The sequence below is a fragment of the Streptomyces sp. NPDC002206 genome, assembly GCF_053593595.1.
Genome location: NZ_JBSFCW010000056.1, coordinates 1 through 16214, shown reverse-complemented (window position 1 = coordinate 16214; position 16214 = coordinate 1). Strand labels below are relative to the sequence as shown.

General features: G+C 65.9%; 12 protein-coding genes and 3 pseudogenes. 11 read left to right on the top strand and 4 right to left on the bottom strand.

What is annotated here, in order from left to right:
• Window positions 1-229: 229 nt before the first annotated feature.
• Entirely contained in the window at window positions 230-814 is a 585-nt protein-coding gene (locus ACWCP8_RS39200) for a sigma-70 family RNA polymerase sigma factor (RefSeq protein WP_451121284.1), read from the bottom strand.
• Between the two features lie 483 nt (window positions 815-1297).
• Between ACWCP8_RS39200 and ACWCP8_RS39195 the strand changes: the two are divergent.
• Window positions 1298-1447, top strand: a pseudogene (locus ACWCP8_RS39195) (IS6 family transposase); the annotation flags it as partial.
• Between the two features lie 701 nt (window positions 1448-2148).
• On the opposite strand, the gene ACWCP8_RS39190 reads toward ACWCP8_RS39195, so the two are convergent.
• On the bottom strand, window positions 2149-2712 hold the full coding sequence (locus tag ACWCP8_RS39190; protein WP_451121281.1) for a carboxymuconolactone decarboxylase family protein: 564 nt from the start codon (window positions 2710-2712) through the stop codon (window positions 2149-2151).
• Between the two features lie 554 nt (window positions 2713-3266).
• Between ACWCP8_RS39190 and ACWCP8_RS39185 the strand changes: the two genes are divergently transcribed.
• Both ACWCP8_RS39185 and ACWCP8_RS39180 read left to right on the top strand, forming a co-directional pair.
• Entirely contained in the window at window positions 3267-3614 is a 348-nt protein-coding gene (locus tag ACWCP8_RS39185) for a GNAT family N-acetyltransferase (RefSeq protein ID WP_326813886.1), read from the top strand.
• Window positions 3615-3742: 128 nt separating this feature from the next.
• On the top strand, window positions 3743-5617 hold the full coding sequence (locus tag ACWCP8_RS39180; protein ID WP_451121278.1) for a Na+/H+ antiporter NhaA: 1875 nt from the start codon (window positions 3743-3745) through the stop codon (window positions 5615-5617).
• A gap of 9 nt (window positions 5618-5626) precedes the next feature.
• On the opposite strand, the gene ACWCP8_RS39175 is transcribed toward ACWCP8_RS39180, so the two are convergent.
• Window positions 5627-6256, bottom strand: a complete 630-nt coding sequence (locus ACWCP8_RS39175; RefSeq protein ID WP_352269980.1) for a TetR/AcrR family transcriptional regulator — start codon at window positions 6254-6256, stop codon at window positions 5627-5629.
• Window positions 6257-7890: 1634 nt separating this feature from the next.
• Here ACWCP8_RS39175 and ACWCP8_RS39170 point away from each other — a divergent pair.
• The 8 genes and pseudogenes from ACWCP8_RS39170 to ACWCP8_RS39135 all read left to right on the top strand — a co-directional run bounded on the left by ACWCP8_RS39170 (window position 7891) and on the right by ACWCP8_RS39135 (window position 16061).
• Window positions 7891-8460 carry a GNAT family N-acetyltransferase gene (locus tag ACWCP8_RS39170; protein ID WP_352269981.1) on the top strand — a complete coding sequence of 190 codons (570 nt, stop codon included), beginning with the start codon at window positions 7891-7893 and terminating at the stop codon, window positions 8458-8460.
• 137 nt (window positions 8461-8597) lie between these two features.
• A complete protein-coding gene (gene egtA, locus ACWCP8_RS39165) occupies window positions 8598-9857 on the top strand; it encodes an ergothioneine biosynthesis glutamate--cysteine ligase EgtA (RefSeq protein ID WP_451121275.1) in 1260 nt (419 codons plus the stop codon).
• On the top strand, window positions 9854-11272 hold the full coding sequence (gene egtB / locus ACWCP8_RS39160) for an ergothioneine biosynthesis protein EgtB (protein ID WP_451121273.1): 1419 nt from the start codon (window positions 9854-9856) through the stop codon (window positions 11270-11272). Before egtA ends, egtB begins: the two co-directional genes overlap by 4 nt.
• Window positions 11272-12033, top strand: coding sequence for an ergothioneine biosynthesis protein EgtC (gene egtC, locus ACWCP8_RS39155; RefSeq protein ID WP_451121271.1), 762 nt, complete (start codon window positions 11272-11274; stop codon window positions 12031-12033). The genes egtB and egtC overlap by 1 nt, the downstream gene beginning before the upstream one ends.
• A gap of 628 nt (window positions 12034-12661) precedes the next feature.
• A complete protein-coding gene (locus ACWCP8_RS39150; protein ID WP_352269987.1) occupies window positions 12662-13207 on the top strand; it encodes a carboxymuconolactone decarboxylase family protein in 546 nt (181 codons plus the stop codon).
• Window positions 13208-13527: 320 nt separating this feature from the next.
• Window positions 13528-13965, top strand: a pseudogene (locus ACWCP8_RS39145) (IS5 family transposase); the annotation flags it as partial.
• A 697-nt stretch (window positions 13966-14662) separates the two neighbouring features.
• Window positions 14663-15466: a TetR/AcrR family transcriptional regulator gene (locus ACWCP8_RS39140; RefSeq protein ID WP_451121269.1), complete on the top strand. Its 804-nt coding sequence runs from the start codon at window positions 14663-14665 to the stop codon at window positions 15464-15466.
• Window positions 15467-15683: 217 nt separating this feature from the next.
• The gene (locus ACWCP8_RS39135) at window positions 15684-16061 is read left to right on the top strand and encodes a TraR/DksA family transcriptional regulator (protein ID WP_451121267.1); all 378 of its coding nucleotides are present in this window, start codon (window positions 15684-15686) and stop codon (window positions 16059-16061) included.
• Window positions 16062-16069: 8 nt separating this feature from the next.
• Here ACWCP8_RS39135 and ACWCP8_RS39130 read toward each other — a convergent pair.
• Window positions 16070-16214: pseudogene (locus tag ACWCP8_RS39130) on the bottom strand (IS5/IS1182 family transposase); the annotation flags it as partial.

Below are 16214 nucleotides of genomic sequence, written 5' to 3'. Positions count from 1 at the left end.
CGATGAACGCCGCCGTCCTTGTTAGTCCGGGGCGGCCCCTGTGGGCCCCTTCGGAGGTGAGCGCCCGGGGGGCGATTTCTTACCTCCGGCCCTTCGGGAAGGTGAGTTCCTGGCGGCGCAGTCTTTCTCGTCCGCGCCGGGAGGACGACTGTCAGGCCCCTGGGACGTCTGCGGCTGCGGTGCGAGCCCCCTGGTCAGCACTGCCCGGGCCGACGTCGTCGCCGCTGCATCAGCCCGCAGCGCTGAGATGTCCGCTGGCTATCAGCTGAGCTCGCAGTTTCTTACGGGCGTCGAACATCGTCTTGTAGAGCGCGTTACGGTTCGTCTCCAGCTCACTGGCGAGCGTTTCCAGGGGGACCCCGTTGACGACGGCGGTGAAGACCTGCCGCTGGCGGGCGCTCAGTGCTGTCTCGACTGCGTCGCGCGCGGCTTCGACCAGCTCTCGCGCCTGCCAGTGGGTGACGGGGTCGATACCGGAGCGGTCGGGCACTTGCACCCATTCGTCCAAGTCGAACCGTGCATTTGAAACACGCCAGAAATGGCGGCCCAGCTTGCTGGACACTTCAAGTACGACGAATCGGAACGCCCAAGTGGTGAACTTGGCGTCGCCTCGAAATTCCTGGATTTTGTGCGTGATCCTCATCAGTGCGTCGGCGGCCGCCTGGTGGGCGAGATCGTTCAGCTCGGGCCCGGTAATTCGGTAACGAGGACCCCGGCGGAACACTTCGTCCATGGCGATCCGCACCAGCGGTTCGTACAGCTGCTTGCAGGCCTGCTCGTACTGCGGCCCTCGACCGCCCTCGAGCGCGTCCACCCAGGCGGCGGACTCCGGGTCGAGCTGCCCTCGGCCCGTGGCGGGCCCTGCTGCCGGGGCGCTGCCGCTGGTTCCGGCATGTCCATCCGGAGCCGAGCGGCACGTTTTTCTAACATCCGCAGAGTGCATGGTTCTCAATCCCCAGGTTATTTCGTACGGACAAGCCAATCACGAGACCATCTACAGGACGTCTACGCGGAGTCGCTGTTTTTCCTTTCGCCGTGTACGCATCCTGGGATTTCACGGAAGGGGTTTCCGGCGTATTTCGACTAGGGACTCGCGCGCGGCGTGGGGCACGCTTTCCCGTACTGTCGCGACTGAACGTGCCCAAGATCGGCTGGTAGCGGTGGGACACAACTCGCTGGCAGATCGACGAGGACGACTCCGTCGTGTGGGCCGCCGGTGACCTCGCCGAGAGGCGCTGTCACGTTGACTGACCGGGTGGGATGATCTTCTGGTTGATCACGTTGGGAGGGGCCGTCCGTGGGGAGCACGTCGCCCTCGTACAGGGGGCACCGGTACCCGGTCGAGGTGATCTCCCACTGCGTGTGGCTGTACTTCCGGTTCCCGCTCAGCTTCCGCGAGGTCGAGGAGCTGATGCTCCAGCGAGGCGTCATCGCCTCCTACGAGACAGAGCAACGCCAGCCGCGTCCATGCGGGACGCCGCACTTTCGGCGGGCCGAACCGACTGCTGCCAGCCCCGGTCCGGGCAACCAAGGCATCCGCCGGGCCAGGCTGGGCGGACTGGAGCTGTGGAGTTCCGGCGTAGCCGGACTGCTCGCTGCAGCGCGAGGCGCGCCCTGAACCTCTGTGCCGGTCTCGAGCGGCTAAGCGGCGGCGCGCGTTCTCGGGGTTCCCGTGGAACTGCGCTACCAGGCCGCATCACTCGATGAGTTGTACCGCCGTCTCGAAGTCCGCAACCGGCAGGAATGTGCTAGGAAACACCGTTCCGGTTAGCCCCGAGCTGCTCGAAAAGTACGTGGAGTGCTTCCACCCGCCCGACGTTGACGAGTTGGGTCTTTTCGACAAGCCGTCTCCGGACCGACGCGGTTGACCGGGCCTACGTGATGCAGACGGAGGCCGGTCGACTCAGGGTCTGACCCGTCGAGGACGGGTCGGCCCGTTTGGTCGGCCCTGAGCGGGCGCCGAAGGTCCACAACATTGCCCAGCGCTCCGACCCGGAGCGACTCCACAGCCCGGAGCAGCAGTTCGGACACGTGATCAGAGTCAGGCGGACCCAAGGCCGACCCCTGGTGGGAAGTGGCATGCACGAACCCCTGCATCGTTGCAGAGACAACGAGCCGAGGTCCGGCCTCGAGGAATCGAGGCCGGACTCACGATTGCCGCAGCTCTTCCGCCCCGGCCGGCACGTCGTACGTCACCAGCGTGAGCGCGATCGTGCAGTGGTAGCCGATAAGGGCCAGCACGTCTGCGACGCCTTCATCGCCAATCAGACCGACAGCCTGGGAGAAGAGGTGGTCGGAGACGCCGCGCGACGCCAACAGCGTCGCAGCCAGGCTGTAGACGACCTGCTGACGCTCGTCGTCGAACCGCGTCGGAGCGCCAGAGACCATGGCCGCCACCGCTTCCGGTGACAAGCCCGCCTCGACAGCGAACTTCTCGTGGACCCGCGTCGGGAACGACGCCATCCACTTGGCGCAGACCAGAACGATCACGATCTCCCGCTCTGCCGGCGTCAGACATGAGCCGCTGGCGTTGAAGTAGGTGCCGATCGGGTTCAGCAGCCGAGCAACTCGCGGGTTACTCAAAAGGAACTTGTACGGTGCAGGGAGCATGCCACGTGACGTGACGATGTTGTCCAAGGCCCCTCGCTCGTCGCTGCTCATCTCGTCGAGCGGCAGCTCTCGGTAACGCCCGAATGTCGGCTTCCTGTCCATGACTTCCTCTCATAGTCCCGAGGTTGCCGGCGCAACGGCACAGGATTGGTTCATCTCATCGGTTTCAGCGCGGCAAGCCTGCGCGGCCGGTGCAGTTTCACGGGCAAAGAGTGCCGGTGCTGGCCTCCGGGAGGGCGGCAGGGAACGTCGTCTTTGACTCAAGCACAAGTGGACCTAATCGTCCACTTGATCGGAAGTGTCGATGCTTCGGCCCGCATGCACCAAATGACTGCCAGGCTGGCCCGGCGACACCTCGCACCGGGGGCGGAAGGGCGCGTAAACGGCTTAACCGGAGTCGGGCGGGTCATAGCTGGCACGACACGCCTGCTAGCGAGCGGTGTGGGAGGCGAGTCTCGCGCGGACCCCAGGGGCGCGTACACCAGGCGGGGTGCTGCCGGCTCTTACTGGACTAATTCGTCCAGTCAAACTAGGGTGAGCAGTGCGAACAGGCCTGCCTTCCGGCGATTGGAAACTGCACCCCGCCAGAGTGGCCGCCGAGCACCTTTTCACCAGCTTTCCCGCAACGAGGCTCGCAGCACGCCGGAGGGTGTGAGATGTCTGACGTACTGTTTTCGAATACAGAATCGGCTGTGACGGTCAGCGACAACACGGAAGAGCGCCGCTACGAGATTTCCGTGGCGGGCGAGGCGGCCGGACACATGGGCTACCGAGAGATCGGAAATCGGCGCGTCCTCATGCACACCGTCATCTACGAAGCGTTCCGAGGGCAAGGTCTATCCAAAGTCTTCATTCGGAACATTTTGGACTCTCTGCGCATTCACGGAAATACGGCTTCAAATTACTGCCCGGCCGTCGACAAGTTCATCCACGAGCATCCCGAATACATCAACCTGGTCGACGTGAAACACCCAGGCATCTGGGTGGCTGACACCTCGAGCTGATCCGACGGCTACCGCATCTCATGAATCCTCCTCGCCATCGCGACCATCACGCCCACCGCAGCCGGGCAGTGAAGAGGACGTCGGCCGCGCTGCCGCACTGGACGGCGCGAACAGTCCGCAGTGTCCGCATGCACACGCCGCTCCGCGATTTCCTGCGTACGGAGACCGGGAGCGCGTCCGTGCTCCTCACGGCCGCCGTCGCGGCGCTGGCCTGGGCGAACGCAGCACCCAGTAGCTACGAAGGCTTCTGGCACACCGAGCTCGCCATGCGCTTCGGCGCTCACGGACTGTCTCTCGATCTGCGGGAATGGGTGAACAGCGGCCTGATGACGCTGTTCTTCTTCGTCGTGGGCCTCGAGGCACGCCGGGAATTCGACATGGGCGAGTTGCGCGAGCGCAGGCGAGCCACCCTTCCCGCGGTCGTCGGCCTCGCCGGCATGGCTGTCCCCGTCCTGGTCTATGTGGCCTGCAACGCCGGGCACGCGTCGGCGCATGGATGGGGCGTTGCCATGTCGACCGACACCGCGTTCGCCCTCGGCATGCTGGGGCTTATCGGGAAACGGCTGCCGGCAGGCCTGAGAATCTTCATCTTGACCATCTCCGTAGTCGACGACTTCGTCGCCCTCGCTGTCATCGCCGTGGTCTACAGCGGACACATCGAGCAGTCCTACCTGTGGCCCGCCCTCGCTTGCTTCACCGGCATGCTCGCCCTTCACCGCACCGGCGCCAAGCGTCCGGTCTTCGTTGCAGTAGCCACAGCCGCGTGGCTCATGCTGCGCAAATCCGGCGTCGAACCCGTCATTGTGGGTCTCGCCTTGGGGCTCCTCACGTCCGCCTACCCGGCGAATCGGGACGCCCTGGAGCGGGCCAGCGGGCTCTTCCAGGCCTTCCGTGAGCAGCCCACGCCCGAGCTCGCACGCGATGCGCGCATCGGCGTCGCGTCGGCCATCTCGCCGAACGCCCGGTTGCAGCGCCTGTATCACCCGTGGACCAGCTACGGGATCGTCCCACTGTTCGCCCTGGCCAACTCAGGCCTGACCATCAGCACGGACGAAGCGAGCACAGCGTTCACCTCGCCCATCACGCTGGGCATCATCGCCGCCTATGTCCTGGGCAAACCGGCGGGCGTGATCGGGACGTCCTGGCTCATATCCCGGCTCCGCGGCGGGAGCCTTCGCCCCGCTGTCGGGTGGGGCGCCCTCGCGGCGGGCGGGGCGATCACCGGGGTCGGTTTCACGGTCTCGCTCCTGATCGCGACCCTCGCCTTCTCCGGGCGGGACCTCACTCAGGCGAAGATCGGCGTTCTCAGCGCGGTCGTCCTCTCCGTCGTCACGACGTGGCTGATCGCCTGGACCCTGGGCCTCCTCCCGGAACAGGCCCGCATCCGGTCTCTGCTGGGAAGCGCGGAATCCATCGTGGACCTGGTTCCCCCGGTCAACGACCGGCGCGACCATGTCCGCGGCCCCGTCGACGCTCCCGTCACCGTGGTCGAGTTCGGCGACTTCGAATGCCCCTACTGCGGTCGGGCAGAGCCGGTGATGAGAGACCTTCTCGCCCACGCGGGCGACGTCCGCTACGTCTGGCGGCATCTCCCACTCACCGACGTGCACCCCCATGCCCAGCTCGCCGCAGAGGCCGCGCAGGCCGCCGGCGATCAGGGAGCGTTCTGGGAGATGCACGACGCCCTGCTCGCTCACCAAGGCGCCCTGGCGATCGACGACGTTATCCGGTACGCCGAGGAGATCGGCCTCGATATAGACCGCTTCCACACCGGCCTGAGCAGCCTGGCCGGCGCGACACGCATCGCGGAGGACGTCGAGTCCGCGGACCGAAGCGGCGTATCGGGAACGCCGGCCTTCTTCATCAACGGACGGCGGCACGATGGCGCATACGACATCGAGAGCCTGACTGCCGCCGTCGAGACGGCGCGGCTTCGAGTGAGCCTGCAGCAGACAGCCCGCAGGCGGCTCTTCACCGGCGTGCGTGGCGGTGAACCGGGCTGAGGGCCCGGTTCAGGCCACGACGTACGAACGCACGTGGTCCAGGGCCATCTGCATGGAGACGCGCATCGGTTCGACGTCCTGAGCGGTCTGGGCCAGCAGATAACCACCCTGGAGGGCGGCCATGACGGCGGTGGCGAGCTGGTCAGGGTCTGCTTCCTCGCGCAACGTCCCATTTTCCTGCATGCGCCGCAGGCCCGCCGAAATGAACTGCTCCCACTCCGCGAACGTCTCCGCCAACTTGCCCCTCGACGTGGGATCCTGCGCGGCCCGCGCGCTGACGAGTGAGCCGAGCGCGCACCCGTAGGCCCCGTTCTGCAGGGAGTTGAGGTGGATAATCGTGTCGGTCCATCGCTCAAGCGCACGAATGGAATTCATCCGTTCCAGCAGTTGGCGATCACGATTCAGGATTTGATCGGCTCGCAGATCGATGACGCTGTGGACGAGCTGGTCTTTGTCCGCAAAGTGACGGTAAAGCTGGGATTTGCTCGTCCCGCTTGTCGCTCTCACATCGTCGAGCGTGACCGAGTTGACGCCCCGCACGTAGAAGAGCTCGGCAGCGGCCTGAACAATGCGGTTTCGGGTGACGGCACCGCGCGCAGTCAGGCGTCGCTCCTGTGAAAGGGCAGCATCTACGGACATGTGGTCGATATTACTACGGTCGATCACCGCGTTCCCGGAGGAGCTGGAGGGGGCGGCAGGGACGGCTGGCGCGCTCCCGGACGCGTCAGCAGAATGCTTCCCGGCGGTCGGTAGATCGGACCCGCGGGGCCCGTTCTCGGCTGGTACACGTGTTTCATCTGCCATCGTGGACCATCTCCGCTTCTCGCTGGATACGACGCCACAGCAGGTAGCGCCCTACTCCAGCCCGGCTTCCCGTCACGCTGACGTGCTGTCCTACCGGGATGCAACGGTCCGCTGTGGGCACGATCGAGTCCAGACGCTGACGACTTTAGTCACCCTTCTAGGACTATATAGTCCTCTTGATTTCTTGATGGCGGAAGAGGGCAGCGGCGCGGAATGAATTACGAATAAATTCCCACGCTTATCAGTGACGACGATCTGCGCCGCGTCCCTCCCGGTGAGCGGCAGCGCGGAGCTCGCCGCCCGTCATCCTCCGCAGCATGAACGAGGACCTCTGTCGGCGGCCTACCGGAGACTGAGCGCCTTTCGTACCCGACCCCGGCATCGAACTGCTGATCGCGGCGATGCCGGGCAGCCGGGCTTCCGGGCCGCTGGCGACACTTGATCGGGCTCGCCGGTCAGGTATCGCCAGTGCTCTACCGGCTGAACCGCAAGGAGCACCGGCACAGCCCGCCGGCGGCGGCTTCCTCCGCATCCGCACCGCCGTCGTGGCGGCCGGCAATCCACGGCAGTTCGGGCAGCACGCGGCAGACCTGTTTGGGGCGTGGAGCCCGCACTGTGTGCCGGACGGGGCGTACAGGCGCATCACCGGCGCGACGGGGGATCAATGCGCCCGTACTCCTGCGGGCCCGACCCGGACACCGAGGCGTGGGCCGATTCGCAGCCCGGCCCGCGCGTTGCGCACCGAAGGAGCGGCTCCAGACCGCCCACCGACGGCCCGAAGCCCGAGTGGGCCCGGGCAAGGGACTGCGGAAGGAGGGGAAGCCCGCGCCCGTCGGCTGCGCGGAGGCATCCTCGGTGCGGGCGAATCCCTTCAAGAGTCCTGCCGGGCGCATGAGCCAAGGCCCCTCCGGCCGTATGCGAGCCGTCACCACGAGGCTCCCTCGCTGCACTGTTCGTCCGGCCGAGGACGGCGCCTCGACGAGCGCGGCGTGCAGTAGAAGATCTACGACATACCTCGATCGTGCAGCGGGGGCCGCCAGTCCAAGGTGCCGTCCGATCGTTGCCAAGCCCCTGTGAGCAGGGATGATGTCGCACGCAGTCAAAAAGGACTTGACGGTCCTCTTTCTGTTTGACAGGCTGACCGCCATGCAACGAGCGGCTTCTCTCAGCACACCGTGATCCTTGGCGCGAAGACCCGGGGCCCCAGGCGACGCCTGTCACGCCGCGAGGAAAAGCACAGGCCACGATCCGAGATCGGAAACCGCGCGAACACCGGACGGCACGAGCTGACGGCGTCGGTGGAGGACTTCCGACTCGAACATCGGGTCAAGCACTCACGATTCGAGCCGTTCAACCTTGCGCACGCTCCAAGCGGTTCCCCACTCTGCCGTTCTCGGTGAACGCCTGAGAGGCGATTGCCCCACCAGATGGCCTTACTGATTGCACGCTGAAACAGGCGGTGAACCACGATGACCCAAACGGCAGAAGTCACGATCGAGAGCAATCAGATCCTCACGCCCCGCTTGCGGCTGAGGAAATGGCACCTCGACGATGCGGCTGCCGCAGTGGCGGTTTACGGTTCCGACGAAGTCACACGATGGCTGGCACCGGCAATGAACACCGTCCCCACCGCGGCACAGATGAAGTCGCTCCTCAGCTGCTGGAAGGCGAACTGCGACGCCCTGCAATACCCGGCCGGCCGCTGGGCGATCGAACTCCGCGAGAGCGGAGACGTGATCGGAGGCGCCGCTTTGCTCCCGCTGCCGCCCTACGGCGAAGATCTGGGAATCGACTGGCAGCTCGCGCCGCAGGCCTGGGGCATGGGCCTGGCGTCAGAAGCCGGCCACGCCGTCGCCCACTACGCCTTCAGCTCAGGCGCCGCCGATGAGGTTTTCGCCGTTGTGCGCCGCAAGAACGCACGGGGATGCTCCACGGCGAAACGCGTGGGGATGGAGTGGGTCGGAGAGACAGAGAAGTACTACAACCTTCGCCTCCAGGTCTACCGCCTCCGCAAGGGCGACCTCGACATCCCCACATAATCAGCTGGCACCGGCACGAGAAGACAAACGGTCGATCGGCCGTCAACACTCGTGCGCGCAAAAGACCGCCACGGCTCCAGCCAGTTTGGATGTCGACCCTGTGACGTCCGCTCTTACCCAACAAAGGTGGTTCACGCATGTCCCTTGGGGAGGACGAAGCAGAGGCGCACGTCTACGAAGCGGGCTTCAACAGAAAGCCGTCCGCACAAGTGGGCGTGGAAATGGAGTGGTTGATAGTCGATCCCCGGGACGCGCGACAGCACATACCTGCCGACCGTACGTCTCAGATTTACGAAAGCCTACGGGCCTCGAACGCGCTCCCGGGAGGCAGCAAGGTCACACGAGAGCCCGGCGGGCAGATCGAGCTCAGCTCCCAGCCCTTCCGCACTCTCGCCGAGTGCGTGGAGGCACTGGCCACCGATCTCGACCGACTGCGCGAAGCGACCTCCGACGCAGGTGTCGCGCTGCTGGGCTGCGGAGTCGACCCTTACAGAGAGCCGCCACGACTGCTCGATCAGCCGCGTTACCGGGCCATGGAGGCCTTCTTCGACCGCGGGGGCCCCTGGGGCCGGATCATGATGCGACGTTCGGCGTCCCTGCAGTTCAACCTGGACTCCGGCGATGACACGCACGGAACCTCGGGCTACAAGTTCCGCTGGGAACTAGCCCACCGGTTGGGGCCGGTTCTGGTTGCCGCCTTCGCCAACTCACCCGTGCTCACCGGCCGGCCGACGGGATGGCTCTCCACCCGGCAGGCGGTCTGGTCACACATGGACGCCGGCCGCACGCGCGAGCCGCGCTACCAAGCCGACCCGGCAGCGGCCTGGTCCTGCTATGCGCTCGACGCGAACGTGCTGGCCATTCCGGGCGCCGAAGACACCGACTGGACAGCCCCAGCCGACCTCACCTTCCGCGAGTGGATCCGCGGCCGTGCCCCCAGCTTGCGCCGCCCCACCCTGGCAGATCTCGACTACCACCTGACCACGCTCTTCCCGCCGATCCGCCCGCGCGGCTGGCTGGAGCTGCGCATGACCGACGCACAGGACGGCGACGACTGGGTGGTACCCGCCCTCCTGACGGCCACCTTGCTCAACGACGCCCACGCCGCTGACGCCGCGGCGGCTGCCACCGAGCTCCTGTGCCAAGACGCCCAGCCCGTCCCCACTCACGAAGTCTGGACGCGGGCAGCCCGATGCGGACTGGCCGACCCTGACCTGGCCAAGGCCGCCATCGCTTGCTTCACCGCAGCCGAAAGCGCCCTCGTGCGCAGCAACACACCCCCCAAGCTGCTGAAGGCCTTCACCGACTTCGCAGAGCGATACACCGTGCGCGGACAATCTCCGGCCCACGACCGGCTGAAGGAATGGCGGCACGCCGAGACCGAAGACAGGACATGACACAACACCCTCCAACCACCGGCCCGTCCGACTCCTCCACCGTGCCGCCTTCCACCACAGACTCGACCCTCGACGGCACGGCGGACGCCACCCAACACCCGTCGGCTGTTGCACGCAACGCGCTGGACGAAGCCCGCCAACGCACCCTGGCGCTGGTCGACGCCGTGCCCGACGAAGACCTCGTAGCACAGCACTCACGCCTGATGTCGCCCCTGGTCTGGGACCTCGCGCACATCGCCAACCAAGAAGACCTCTGGATTGTTCGGCAAGCCGGCCACCGCCCCGGCCTGCGCCCAGACCTGGACCCGCTCTACGACGCCTTTCAGCACCCGCGGGCCGACCGTCCCTCTCTGCCACTGCTCTGCCCGAGCGAGGCGCGCCAATACGCCGCCGTCGTACGAGAGGAGACATGGGCCGTGCTCGCCGAGGCGGACACGACCCCGGCGAGCCCCGACCCGCTGCTGGCCGACGCGTTCGTGTTCGGCATGCTCGCCCAGCACGAGCAGCAGCACGACGAGACAATGCTGGCCACCCACCAACTCCGCAAAGGCCCGCCCGTCCTGGCCGCCCCGGCCCCGCCCGCCGCAACGGACCCACACCGCCTGCCGCGAGATGTCTACATCCCACCGGGCGCCTTCGTCATGGGCACGAGCACCGCCCCTTGGGCCCTCGACAACGAGCGACCCCACCACACCGTGGACGTGCCCGGCTACTGGCTCGACACGACACCCGTCACCAACGGCGCCTACCAGGAATTCATTGAGGCCGGTGGCTACCAAGATCCCCGCTGGTGGACCCGCGAGGGATGGCAACACGTGCAGAAGGCGAAACTCCAGGCGCCTCTGTTCTGGTTCCGAGACGCCGGACAGTGGACCCGCCGCCGCTTCGGGCACATCGAGCCCGTGCCCGCGAATGAGCCGGTCATGCACGTGTGCTGGTACGAGGCCAACGCCTACGCGCGATGGACCGGCCGCCGCCTTCCCACCGAGCAGGAATGGGAAAAGGCCGCCCGCTACGACCCGGACACCGACCGCTCACGGCGCTATCCCTGGGGCGATACTGACCCGGATCCTCGGCGCGCCAACCTAGGCCAGCGCCACCTGCAGCCCGCGGCCGCAGGGAGCTATGCGGCAGGAGAGGCTCCGAGCGGGGCACGTCAGCTCATCGGAGACGTCTGGGAGTGGACGTCTTCCGACTTCACCCCCTATCCGGGATTCACCTCCTTCCCCTACAAGGAGTACTCCGAGGTCTTCTTCGGCCCTGGCTACAAAGTGCTCCGAGGCGGGGCCTTCTCCGTCTCGCCGGTCGTCGCCCGCACCACCTTCCGCAACTGGGACTACCCCATCCGGCGGCAGATCTTCGCGGGCTTCCGCACCGCCCGTGACGCCACACCCCAGGAGAAGAGGGACGACTGATGTGCCGCCACCTCGCCTACCTGGGCCCGACGGCGACCCTGGCCCAGCTGCTCATCCATCCCGCGCACAGCCTGTACGAGCAGTCGTTCCGGCCCCACCGTCAGCGGCACGGAACCATCAACGCCGACGGTTTCGGCGTTGGCTGGCACCCGGCCGGCCACGATCCTTGGACCACCCACCACGCACCGGTACCTGCCAGACGCTACCGCCGGGCGATACCGATCTGGGCCGACGACAACTTCGCGGAGATAGCCGAAACCATACGCAGCCACTCCATACTCGCGGCCGTGAGGTCCGCCACCGCCGACACCTCGCATGAGGAGTCCGCGGCCGCGCCGTTCCGCCGCGAGCAGTGGCTGTTCAGCCACAACGGAGCCGTCCCGGACTGGCGACACCTGCTCGCTGACCTAGGCGAGACCGAGCACCTGGTCCTCGACGCGCGCTCCGACTCCGCACTGCTGTGGGCGCTGGCCGCGAAGCGGCTGTCCACCGGCAGAGAGCTGCCCTCACACGTCCTGCTCGAACTCTTGCGCGAGATAGCCGCAATACGCCCCACCGCGCGTCTGAATCTGCTGCTCTCGGACGGCCAGGCCATCACCGCCACGGCCTGGGGGGACACTCTGTGGTACCGGCAACGACCAGACTCGGTCATCGTCGCCTCAGAACCGGACGAGGATACGGGCGAGTGGAGCGAAGTCCCCGACCGGTCGCTGCTCGTCGCCACCCCGGACAAGGCGGACGTCACCCTGATTGGCTGGTGACGGCACCCGACGCCACCGTGTCCGGAAGGCCTCGGCACGCGTGAGAACAGCGTTTCGGCCCCCGGCCGACCAGTCCGCCGGGGGTCGAGACGTTGCCGCGTAGAAAGTGGCTCTCCCCACTCCCCGATAACCGGTCCAGGCGTGCACCGGCGCCGGAGCAACACGACGAGACGGACCGTCGTACTGAGCGCCTCGCTCACCGCCGTAGCCACCGCGGATGACGGATCGAGAGCACCAGGCCAGGTCCGAAAAGTATGCGCCGACCCTTCGGCCGACTCGTGGCATGCCGGTCCCACTCCACCCTGGCTCGAGCCTCTCGCCACTCCGATCGGCGTGTCCCAGGCCTGAGCCCTGCGCACTCGCTCCGAGCACCGTCTGTGGCCTGTGGACGTCATACGAAGCGGGCCGGCCACGGTGTTCCTCTCCTTCAATCAAAGATGGACCTGTAAGACCTTTTCTAGGGAGAGATGATGCCCTGAACTGCTCATTTAAAAGAAAGGTGACAGGTTAACTGGACTATCTAGTCCTCAATATGCCATCATGAATCAATCAGGGAACACTGTGAGCGGTTCGCCGCCAGCCGGCTCCTGACAGTCGCCTACTGACCGTTGCAAGCAAGGAGACATCCGTGTCCCGCATCGACATCCCGCAGAGCATCGACGAGGCCCCGGTCGCGTCCCAGCCAGTCCTCAAGGAGGTCAATACTCGGTTGGGCATGCTGCCCAACGTCTTCCGGCTGCTGTCGAACAGCCCGACTGTTCTCAAGGGGGTCGTCGACCTCCAGAACACGCTGAGCCGAGTGCTGGACGCCAACACCCGGCACGCCCTGGCCATGGGGGTCACTGAGATCAACGGCTGCAACTACTGCCGCACCGCGCACAGCTTCGTGGCGGCGAACGTCGGCAAGCTGTCGCTCGATGAGATCCACCTCAACCAGGCGGGCGACTCCAGCGATCCCAAGCGTGCGGCGGCCGTCAAGTTCGGCCGAAAGGTCACTGAGCTGCGGGGCAAGGTCAGCGACGAGGACCTCCAGGAGGTGCGGGCCGCCGGATACACAGACGCCGAGGTCCTGGAGATCGTCGCGTTCTCCGTGCAGACCCTCCTGACGAACTTCATCAACAACCTGGCTGACACAGATGTCGACTTTCCGTCGGTGGAGCCGACCGCCGCGTAGGTACCCTCGGCTGCGCACCCGCCAGCCTCACTACGTCCGCGGGCATCAGTGGGCGTCGAGTCAGGCCAGCAGCATGCTGATCGTCGGAGTGAAGTTGACTGAAGTGAAAACACTCGAGCCGGCAACTGCCGAAAGAGTGGTTCGTTCGTCGTCGACTGTGCGAGTCGGCTGACCGTCAAGGTCGAAGTGCCCGTACGGCTGGCGAGTACCGATATCGCTGCTTCTTGAGGACGAGCTATGCATCGCGTGCCTCCCAGAGCAGACCGTGACTCGGTCACTGCTTACTGATCGTTTCAGAATGAAAGTCGTTGTGGGACGTCGACCGGGCTCGGCCCGGCAGCAAGCACCACTTGATCATCGACCGGCACGGCACCCCCTTGGTCGTCTCGCTGACCAGCGGAAACCGCCACGACGTCACTCAGCTGATGCCATTGCTGGACGCGATACCCCGCATCCGCGGTGCCCGCGGGCGACCACGTCACCGGCCACGCCGGTTGTTCGCCGACCGCGGCTACGACTACGACAAATACCGCCGGCTTCTCCGGGCCCGCGGCATCACACCGAAGATCGCCCGCAAGGGCACAGCCCATGGCTCCGGCCTGGGCAAGACCCGCTGGGTCGTCGAGCGGACCCTCGCCCGGCTCCACCAGTTCAAGCGACTCAGAATCCGCTACGAGATACGCGCCGACCTTCACCTGGGTCTACTCCAACTCGCGTGCAGCATCATCTGCTTGAGACGACTCCGAACCTCATTCTGAAACCATCAGCTAGGAACCATGCACGTGGCGGTCGTGAGCAGTTCGACCTCGACCGGCCTCACGACCTGTTGAGGCACCAGGAGCTCGAAAAGGGCATCGACTTGGGCATGGAGCAGCGGTCCAGCCAACAGGCCGCTCGCGGACGAAGCGGCCGGGCGGGGATGCCTGCGCCCGGCACCCGCGAATGGCAGCTCATTGCACCGCTCCCCCGCTGGGCAGGTCCGAGCTGTTCAGACGTATGGAAGCGCAGCGTGTGCGTCGCCGAGTCCTCCGGTGCGCCTGCCCGCTCGACGAGCACCTAGGTGCGGCATCGTCGCTGTCGAGGACTGCAAAGCACTCATCTCATGCAGCGAAAGATCCCGGCGCCCGATCGTCGGCTGACGGTGCCTACACGCACCCTCAAGTGCAGCAGTCATCACGTGACGGACGGTTTAGTCCCGTAAATTTAATGCTTGGCCAGCCATTAGCATGGTCTAGCACTACAATGGGACTACCCAGTCCATCTGTCATCGACTAGACGAGCGGCGAGAGCCGAGCTCGAGCCCAGGTGGCGTAGCAAGACAGTAAGGCCTGACGCGTCTCCGGCTCACGGCCGAAGCCCGACGGCCAGCAGTCAGATGACCCACACGACGCGGCGGAGTGGGATGGACGAAGGCCCTTCTCCCTCGATCCCGAATCCCCCAGAAGGAGGCAGAGAATGACGATCACAAGCGGACAATTAGGCGAGGGCACCGTGGGGCTGATGCTCCGCGAGGCGTCAGCGCGAGCCGAGAGCGAAGGATCGTCGCTTGCAGTAGACGCCGGAACCAGAGGGATGCAGGCCCTCCCTCCGGAAGCCACGATGACAGCCCCGCATAGTAAAGTCGGCCTCATGGCCGAAGATGATGTTGCTCCGTCGAAGAGGCGTCTGACGCCTCGCGGAGCTGTGACACGCGATCGCATCGTCCAAGCCGCTGCAGACCTCTTTTACGTTAAGGGCGTCAACTCGGTCTCCTTGGACGACGTGCGAGCGGTGAGCGGGACCAGCAAGTCCCAGCTGTACCGCCACTTCGCAGACAAGGACGAGCTTGTGCACAGTGTAATTGAGCTGCGTGCCCAGCAAATTCTCGAGCGCGACCGGCAGCACCTGGAGCGGATGAGCTCCTTTCGGGCCCTGGAACGCTGGAGCGAGTCGATCATTCGACTCAATTCCCTCCAGGACGGTGCCTACGGGTGCGCCCTCGGTTCGCTGGTCGGAGCCCGCGCTGCTCAAGACTCTGCCGCGCGAAACCTGCTCGCCGAGAAGTTCGGCGAGTGGGAGGAACTGATCGCCGCTGGCCTGCGCCGCATGCAGGAGAACGGCGAGCTCAAGAAGGAGGCCGACGCGGCAAAGCTCGCCGTGGCCGTAATGTCTGCCCTTCAGGGCAGCTACCTGCTCGCGCAGATGACGCGTGATGTCGAACCGATGCGTATCGCCATGGACATGGCCCTCGCTCACGTGAAGACATACACCGTGAGCTGACGTATGCCCTCGCGGAGGTGGACAGCAGAGCGGCAGTCGCTGCCTGTCTCCGAGGCGCCTCAGCAAGCAGCGGAGACCGCGCCCCGCAAGCAGCGTGCCCGGGCCGACGGCGCCTCGCACCAGAAGTGACAAATAAAGGACTGATAGGTCCTGAAGCCGTACGACCGACCATCTTCTCCGGGCAGCGTCCTCGCGGCGTGCGAGACCCGCCGACGGGATGAGCCGAAGCGATGCCGCTCCCCGGCCACCCAACTCCAGCCAGTTGGTTGGAGCAGCTGAAGCTGCTCTCGAGACCCTTGCCGAAGAGATCGCGGCAAAGGAGAGGCAAGCCCTGGACCTCCGCGCGGACTGCGCCCTGGACGCGGCTGACGCCAGTGCCGCCGACGAAGCGGTCCGAAGAGCGCTCGCCAAGGCCGAAAACGCGCAACGCCTGAGAGAGCAGAAGCTCGTAACGCTCGCGATCGTCCGCGAGGGCACATTCGGTGTCTGCGGCAGCTGCGGAGCAGACATCGATCCCGAACGAATGACCGCGCTGCCGCACACACGGCTGTGCGTGCGACGCAAGCAGGCGCACGAGCCCAGCCCACACTCTTAGGACTCAGATCAAAAAGAGGCTGTCAGGCGTCGCCAGCAGATGATCGCGCAGCCGAGGGTGAGGAAGGCTTGGTGGATGTCGGCGCGGATCTCCCAACGGATGCGCAGTCGGCGGAACCAGTGCAGGAGGGCGAAGGCTGCTTCCACGACCCAG

What these genes read in the sequence shown, in the direction of transcription:
- ACWCP8_RS39140 (WP_451121269.1), top strand. Translation starts at nt 14,663, where the DNA reads ATGACGATCACAAGCGGACAATTAGGCGAGGGCACCGTGGGGCTGATG.
- ACWCP8_RS39180 (WP_451121278.1), top strand. Translation starts at nt 3,743, where the DNA reads ATGCACACGCCGCTCCGCGATTTCCTGCGTACGGAGACCGGGAGCGCG.
- ACWCP8_RS39185 (WP_326813886.1), top strand. Translation starts at nt 3,267, where the DNA reads ATGTCTGACGTACTGTTTTCGAATACAGAATCGGCTGTGACGGTCAGC.
- egtA (WP_451121275.1), top strand. Translation starts at nt 8,598, where the DNA reads ATGTCCCTTGGGGAGGACGAAGCAGAGGCGCACGTCTACGAAGCGGGC.
- ACWCP8_RS39135 (WP_451121267.1), top strand. Translation starts at nt 15,684, where the DNA reads ATGAGCCGAAGCGATGCCGCTCCCCGGCCACCCAACTCCAGCCAGTTG.
- ACWCP8_RS39175 (WP_352269980.1), bottom strand. Translation starts at nt 6,256, where the DNA reads ATGTCCGTAGATGCTGCCCTTTCACAGGAGCGACGCCTGACTGCGCGC.
- ACWCP8_RS39170 (WP_352269981.1), top strand. Translation starts at nt 7,891, where the DNA reads ATGACCCAAACGGCAGAAGTCACGATCGAGAGCAATCAGATCCTCACG.
- ACWCP8_RS39190 (WP_451121281.1), bottom strand. Translation starts at nt 2,712, where the DNA reads ATGGACAGGAAGCCGACATTCGGGCGTTACCGAGAGCTGCCGCTCGAC.
- egtB (WP_451121273.1), top strand. Translation starts at nt 9,854, where the DNA reads ATGACACAACACCCTCCAACCACCGGCCCGTCCGACTCCTCCACCGTG.
- egtC (WP_451121271.1), top strand. Translation starts at nt 11,272, where the DNA reads ATGTGCCGCCACCTCGCCTACCTGGGCCCGACGGCGACCCTGGCCCAG.